We start from the raw sequence: 6,536 nt of genomic DNA, 5'->3' as shown, positions 1-6,536 counted from the left end.
GGCGCGTCAATGGACGTTCAAGGCGGTGGTGGATCGATTCGGATTCAGCGGGTGAAAATCGCCAATACCGAGTTCGATCAAGTGACCCAGCCCGACAACGATCAACAGCGTATCCTCGATTTGCTGGGCGTTAAGCTCTAACTCCCTGTAGCCATCCTCATGAAACAGTAAAATCGCTGTAACCAAGCGGTATCAAGGCGTTTGGCTTGTAGGGGTAAACAAAGCGCGTTAAAACATGGTAAATATCCGTATCGGCAATGCTTTCGATCCATGCCACAACTGCACCGTGGGGGCGCGGCTTGCGTAGCTTCGAAACGACGTTGGTGTCCAGGAGATACATGATGGGCTACAGCACAACAGCGGGCCGACGTTTTGCATGCCCTCGCTGTTGCAACACAAGGACTGCACGGGCCTCGTCTGATAACAGCAAGGCTTTGAGTGAAGGACGTGCGGCCTTACTCAAACGCTTCCATTCTGCAATCGGCACGAGCACAGCGGTTTCCGACCCGTGCCGAGTCACGACCTGCGGCCCCTCGCTTCAAACCCGAAGCTGCCGGAGCCCGGCTACACGCGCTGAACGCAGCACACGGCCAGGCAACTTGGCGGCGTGTTGTTTTCTGTCGACTGACAACGAAGCCGCTTGGAAATTGACTATTTTTTAGGCGGCAATCAAGGTAAAATTCGCCCCTTCCCCTGTCCTGCGCTGTGCACGCCACCTCTATGGAATTCGTCGGCTTTTCACTGCGAAACAATCTTTTTGTTGCTCCGATGGCCGGCGTGACTGACCGCCCTTTCCGCCAGTTGTGCAAAAAAATGGGCGCCGGGCTGGCCGTCTCCGAGATGGTGACCTCCAACTCGCTGCTCTACGGCAGCGCCAAGACACAGAGGCGCGCCAATCATGACGGCGAGGTCGAACCCATTTCGGTGCAAATCGCCGGTTCAATTCCTGCGATGATGGCCGAAGCGGCGCGCCACAACGTCGATCGCGGCGCGCAGATCATCGATATCAACATGGGCTGCCCAGCCAAGAAAATCTGCAATGTGATGGCCGGTTCGGCGCTGCTGCGCGATGAACCTCTGGTCGGCCAGATTCTTGCTGCGGTGGTCAATGCCGTCCCGGGAACGCCGGTCACCCTGAAGATCCGCACTGGCTGGGACAAGACCAACCGCAACGCGCTGACCATCCTGAAGATCGCCGAGCAGTCCGGCATCCGCGCCCTGGCCATGCATGGCCGCACGCGTGCCTGCGGCTACACTGGGCAGGCCGAGTACGAAACCATTGCTGCAGTCAAAGCGCAGGCGCGCATCCCGATCATCGCCAACGGCGACATCACTTCGCCAGAAAAAGCGCAGCAGGTGCTCGCGGCGACCGGTGCCGATGCGCTGATGATCGGCCGCGCCGCGCAGGGCCGTCCTTGGCTTTTTCGCGAGATCGAACATTTCCTGGCCACCGGTACGCACCTGCTTCCCCCCAGCGTCAGCGAAATTCACAAGGTACTGCTCGCGCACCTCGAAGACCTCTACGACTTCTACGGTATCGAAACCGGCGTGCGAGTCGCACGCAAGCATATCTCCTGGTACACCCGGGGCCTGGTCGGTTCAGCCGCTTTCCGGCACGGCATGAACCTGTTACCTGACATCGCCACCCAACAACGGGCAGTCAATGATTTTTTCTACGCGCTGGCCGAACGCAACGAACACCTGAGCTACATCCAGACTGAAAACGACAATGACATTGAGGAACTCGCCGCATGAAACGAAGCAATGATATTTCAGCCTGCATTTACGGCGCACTGGAGACCTACTTCAAGGATCTGGATGGCGAAATGCCCGGGGCCGTTTATGACATGGTTCTGCGCAGCGTCGAACGCCCGATGTTTGAAGTGATCCTCCTGCAAGCCGGCGGCAACCAGACTCTGGCCGCGTCAATGCTCGGTATCAACCGCAACACCCTGCGCAAGAAGCTTGTCGACTACAAGCTGGTGTGACCCATTTTTGAACCCAAGAAAAGGCCCATCATGAAAATCCGTCAAGCCCTGATCAGCCTCTCCGACAAGCACGGTGCGCTTGAGTTTGCCCAGGGCCTTGCCGCCCAGGGCGTCAAGCTGTTGTCCACCGGCGGCACCGCCAAACTATTGCGCGACGCCGGCCTGGCCGTGACCGAGATCGGCGATTACACCGGCTTTCCGGAAATGCTCGACGGCCGCGTCAAGACCCTGCATCCAAAAGTCCATGGCGGCATTCTGGCCCGCCGTGATCTGCCCGGCCATCTGGCGACCATCGCCGAGCACGACATTCCGACCATCGATCTGGTGTGCGTCAATCTTTACCCTTTCCGTGAAACCATCGCCAAGCCGGACGTCACGCTCGAAGACGCGATCGAAAATATCGACATCGGTGGTCCGGCGATGGTCCGTTCGGCAGCCAAGAACTACACCGGCGTGGCCATCGTCACCGACCCCGAAGACTACCCCGCCCTGCTCGCCGAAATGCTCGCCAACGGCGGCGCATTGACGCTGGCGACGCGTTTTGGCCTGGCCAAAAAAGCCTTCACCCACACCGCGCGTTATGACGCTGCGATTGCCAACTGGCTGACCGCGCTCGACGAAACAAACAGCCCGCAGGCACTATCGCCCTTCCCGCAAAAACTGCAACTCGCCTTCGACCGTGTCGAAACCCTGCGCTACGGCGAGAACCCGCACCAGCAGGCGGCTTTCTACCGCGACCCGACGCCGACGCCGGGTGCTATCGCCGCCTACCAGCAATTGCAGGGCAAGGAGCTCTCCTACAACAACATCGCCGACGCTGATGCTGCCTGGGAATGTGTCAAGTCCTTCAGCGCACCGGCGTGCGTCATCATCAAACACGCTAACCCCTGCGGCGTGGCCATCGACGGCACGCTGCTGGCGGCCTATGAAAAAGCCTTCAAGACCGATTCGACCTCGGCCTTCGGCGGCATCATCGCCTTCAACGGCACTGTCGATACCGACGTCGTCGCCGCCATGAACGAGCGCAAGCACTTCGTCGAAGTGCTGATCGCCCCGGCCTACACGCCGGCGGCCAGGTCAATGCTGGCGTCGAAACAGAATCTGCGCGTTCTCGAACTGCCGCTGTCGCATGACTATCACGCCTTCGAAATGAAGCGCGTCGGCGGTGGCCTGCTGGTGCAAACGCCGGACCAGTTCAACGTCCAGGCCGCCAACCTCAAGGTGGTAACGGCCATTGCGCCGACTGCCGCGCAGATCGACGACCTGCTTTTTGCCTGGCGTGTCGCCAAATTCGTCAAGTCCAACGCCATCGTTTTCTGCGCTGGCGGGATGACGCTCGGCGTCGGCGCCGGCCAGATGAACCGCGCCGATTCAACGCGCATCGCCGTGCTCAAAGCGAACAATGCCGGCCTGGCGCTAACCGGGGCCTGTGTGGCTTCGGATGCCTTCTTCCCCTTCCGCGACGGCCTCGACATTCTTGCCGAAGCGGGTGCTCAGGCGGTTATCCAGCCCGGCGGTTCGATGCGTGACGAAGAAGTCATTGCCGCCGCCAACGAACACGGCGTCGCCATGGTATTTACTGGCGCCCGTCATTTCAGACACTAAGAAACGGGTCACTACCCCCATGAAACTACTCGTCATCGGCTCAGGCGGGCGCGAACACGCGCTGGCCTGGCACCTGGCCAAGACCTCGGGCCTGCAAAAAATCTACGTCGCGCCCGGCAACGCCGGCACGGCGCATGAAGCCGAGCTGGAAAACATCACGATCACCGACCCGGCAGCGCTCGCCGATTTCGCCGAGCAAGAAGGCATTCATCTAACGCTCGTTGGCCCGGAAGCGCCGCTGGCCGCCGGCGTGGTCAACATTTTCCGGGCTCGCGGCCTGAAAATTTTTGGCCCGACCCGGGAAGCCGCACAGCTCGAAAGCTCGAAGGATTTTGCCAAGCGCTTCATGGCCCGGCACAGGATACCCACCGCCGCCTTTGAAACTTTTTCCGATGTCGCGGCGGCCCACGCCTACGTCGATGCACAGGGCGCACCCATCGTCATCAAGGCCGACGGACTGGCTGCCGGCAAGGGCGTTGTTGTCGCCATGACGCTCGATGAAGCGCACCGCGCCATCGATCACATGCTTTCCGGCAGCGGCGCGCGCGTCGTCATCGAGGAATTTCTTGACGGCGAGGAAGCCAGCTTCATCGTCATGGTCGACGGTAAGAACGTCCTGCCGCTCGCCTCGAGCCAGGATCACAAGCGGATCGGCGACGGCGATACCGGCCCCAATACCGGTGGCATGGGTGCATACTCGCCGGCTCCGGTGGTCACCCCGGCGGTTCATGCCAGGGCGATGCGCGAAATCATCCTGCCGACGGTGCGTGGCATGGTCGCCGACGGCATGCCCTATACCGGCTTCCTTTACGCCGGACTGATGATCGGCAAGGACGGTTCGATCAAAACGGTTGAATTCAATTGCCGCATGGGCGACCCGGAAACCCAGCCGATCATGATGCGTCTGAAATCCGACCTGCTCACCCTGCTTGAGCACGCGGTGGCCGGCAAGCTCGACCAGGTCGAAGCCGAATGGGACAGGCGCGTCGCCCTGGGCGTCGTACTGGCGGCGGCCAACTATCCGGATACGCCGCGCCAGGGCGATGTCATTAGTGGACTACCGGTCAACAGTGAAGAGATGCACGTGTTTCACGCCGGCACTGCTGAAAAGAACGGCCGCATCGTCACCACGGGCGGCCGTGTACTGTGCGTCACCGCGCTCGGCGACAACGTCAAGCAGGCGCAAAAACACGCTTACGACGCCCTCGTCGGCATCCACTTCGACGGCATGCAGTATCGTCGCGACATCGGCCACCGCGCGATTCTTCGTCGACTCCAAGATGATCAATAGCGCAGTACTCAAGGCCTACTTCAGCGGCCTGCAGACGATTATCGTCGCCGCTGCCGAGGCCGTCGAAGGAGCAAGCGGCCAACGCTTCCGCGCCGATCCATGGCAGAAGGAAGCCGGCCAGCCGCTGGACGGCAGCGGGCTGACCTGCATTATCGAGGGTGGCCGCGTCTTCGAGCGCGGCGGCGTCGCCTTCTCGCATGTCACCGGCGCGGCACTGCCAGCGTCAGCCACCGCCAAACGGCCCGAACTGGCCGGGCGCAGTTTCGAAGCCATGGGCGTTTCACTGGTCCTGCACCCGGAAAACCCGTTCTGCCCGACAGCGCACATGAACGTTCGCACGCTCTTCGCCAGCAAAGCCGGCGAAGCGCCCGTCGTCTGGTTTGGCGGCGGCATGGATCTGACGCCCTATTACCCGTATGCTGAAGACATCCGCCACTTCCACGCCACCTGCAAGCAGGCGCTGGCGCCTTTCGGCGACGATGTGCATGCACGCTACAAGAAATGGTGCGACGACTATTTCTTCCTCAAGCATCGCAACGAACCGCGTGGTGTTGGTGGCGTTTTTTTCGACGATCTCTGCGAAGGCGGCACCGGCTGGGATGACCCCCTTGAGCGCTGCTTTGCGCTGACCCGGGCAGTCGGTGACGCCTTTTGCGCAGCCTACCTGCCGATCATCGAAAAACGCCAGAACACCCCCTTTGGCGAGCGCGAACGTGATTTTCAAGCCTACCGGCGCGGACGTTACGTCGAATTCAATCTGGTCTGGGATCGCGGCACCCTGTTCGGCCTGCAATCGGGCGGGCGCACCGAGTCGATCCTGATGTCGCTACCGCCGGTCGTCAAATGGCGCTACGACTGGCAACCCGAGCCGGGAAGCCCCGAAGCGCAACTTTACGAAATGCTACCGCCGCGCGACTGGGCATAGGTCGGGCACGCGCAAAAATCAGGCATGACTTGCCCTGCACTGAAGTTTCAAACCCGGCGCATGAGTCAGCTTCAAAAAAGGAGGTTAGTCGGGCTTGGCCCCAATGGCACTACGGACCCGCACGCCGGGTGGTGTGGGGAAGGCCGGAGAGAAGCCGACCCTTACCCGACTGTGCTACAAACGTTTATCGAGAGCGGAGAGAAGGCGACTCTCCCAATTCGCTGCAAACACGTTTGTGCTCATTGCTCGTTTATTGACCACCTCGACACGCGTCTGGACTTTACCCTGTACCTCTTCCACGAAGATGGCGACATTTTCCCCGTAGCTAAATGCCGAAATCCCATTCTGAGCAAGAATTTGACCCCGAGCTTTGTCATCATTGACAAGGCTTAGACCCGAAGCTTTTACAACTTCCAATGTTGCGTTCCAAACCGTTTCATAGGGTTTGTCATAGACACGTGCACTGCCAGTCCCCTTCGCGGCTTTTGCGTCTGCTAGAGTCGCGCAACCTGTCGTCCCACAAAGTACCAAAATTGCACACACGATCAAAAATACTTTCTTCACTTATATCTCCTCAGTGGTAATGAACTGGAGAGTGACAAGTTCTCCCCCTTCAGATCGTTTCTTTGGCGAGTCGGAGATTGGATAGTTCTGTTCCCAGCTCGATCCATCGGTCGATGAGAAGCTTCATGCGTTCGTAGTTTTTCAGTTGTTTGCGGATCGCTGG

Annotated in this window: 7 protein-coding genes and 1 pseudogene; 5 read left to right on the top strand and 3 right to left on the bottom strand. The window is 60.0% G+C overall.

Annotated features, from left to right (window positions below):
• Positions 1-157: 157 nt before the first annotated feature.
• Complete coding sequence (locus Q1J43_RS06170; protein WP_301101532.1) at positions 158-340, bottom strand: hypothetical protein; 183 nt, start codon at positions 338-340, stop codon at positions 158-160.
• 6 nt (positions 341-346) lie between these two features.
• Positions 347-523, bottom strand: a pseudogene (locus tag Q1J43_RS06165) (type II toxin-antitoxin system prevent-host-death family antitoxin); the annotation flags it as partial.
• A 197-nt stretch (positions 524-720) separates the two neighbouring features.
• Between Q1J43_RS06165 and dusB the strand changes: the two are divergent.
• Genes dusB through hemF form a run of 5 tightly spaced genes read left to right on the top strand, consistent with a single transcriptional unit; the run spans position 721 to position 5,809 of the window.
• On the top strand, positions 721-1,755 hold the full coding sequence (gene dusB, locus Q1J43_RS06160) for a tRNA dihydrouridine synthase DusB (protein WP_301101531.1): 1,035 nt from the start codon (positions 721-723) through the stop codon (positions 1,753-1,755).
• Complete coding sequence (locus Q1J43_RS06155) at positions 1,752-1,988, top strand: helix-turn-helix domain-containing protein (protein WP_301101530.1); 237 nt, start codon at positions 1,752-1,754, stop codon at positions 1,986-1,988. The genes dusB and Q1J43_RS06155 overlap by 4 nt, the downstream gene beginning before the upstream one ends.
• Before the next feature lie 30 nt (positions 1,989-2,018).
• The gene (gene purH, locus Q1J43_RS06150) at positions 2,019-3,593 is read left to right on the top strand and encodes a bifunctional phosphoribosylaminoimidazolecarboxamide formyltransferase/IMP cyclohydrolase (protein WP_301101529.1); all 1,575 of its coding nucleotides are present in this window, start codon (positions 2,019-2,021) and stop codon (positions 3,591-3,593) included.
• Between the two features lie 19 nt (positions 3,594-3,612).
• On the top strand, positions 3,613-4,884 hold the full coding sequence (gene purD / locus Q1J43_RS06145) for a phosphoribosylamine--glycine ligase (protein WP_301101528.1): 1,272 nt from the start codon (positions 3,613-3,615) through the stop codon (positions 4,882-4,884).
• Positions 4,877-5,809 carry an oxygen-dependent coproporphyrinogen oxidase gene (gene hemF / locus Q1J43_RS06140; protein WP_301101533.1) on the top strand — a complete coding sequence of 311 codons (933 nt, stop codon included), beginning with the start codon at positions 4,877-4,879 and terminating at the stop codon, positions 5,807-5,809. Before purD ends, hemF begins: the two co-directional genes overlap by 8 nt.
• 174 nt (positions 5,810-5,983) lie before the next feature.
• Here the strand turns inward: hemF and Q1J43_RS06135 are convergent, their stop codons facing one another.
• Positions 5,984-6,373 carry a DUF3568 family protein gene (locus tag Q1J43_RS06135; RefSeq protein WP_301101527.1) on the bottom strand — a complete coding sequence of 130 codons (390 nt, stop codon included), beginning with the start codon at positions 6,371-6,373 and terminating at the stop codon, positions 5,984-5,986.
• Positions 6,374-6,536 lie beyond the last annotated feature (163 nt).

This window comes from Propionivibrio sp., assembly GCF_029255185.1.
Taxonomy (GTDB): Bacteria; Pseudomonadota; Gammaproteobacteria; order Burkholderiales; family Rhodocyclaceae; genus Propionivibrio.
The sequence above is the reverse complement of the archived record's forward strand: the minus strand, read 5'-3'. Positions and strand labels throughout refer to the sequence as shown.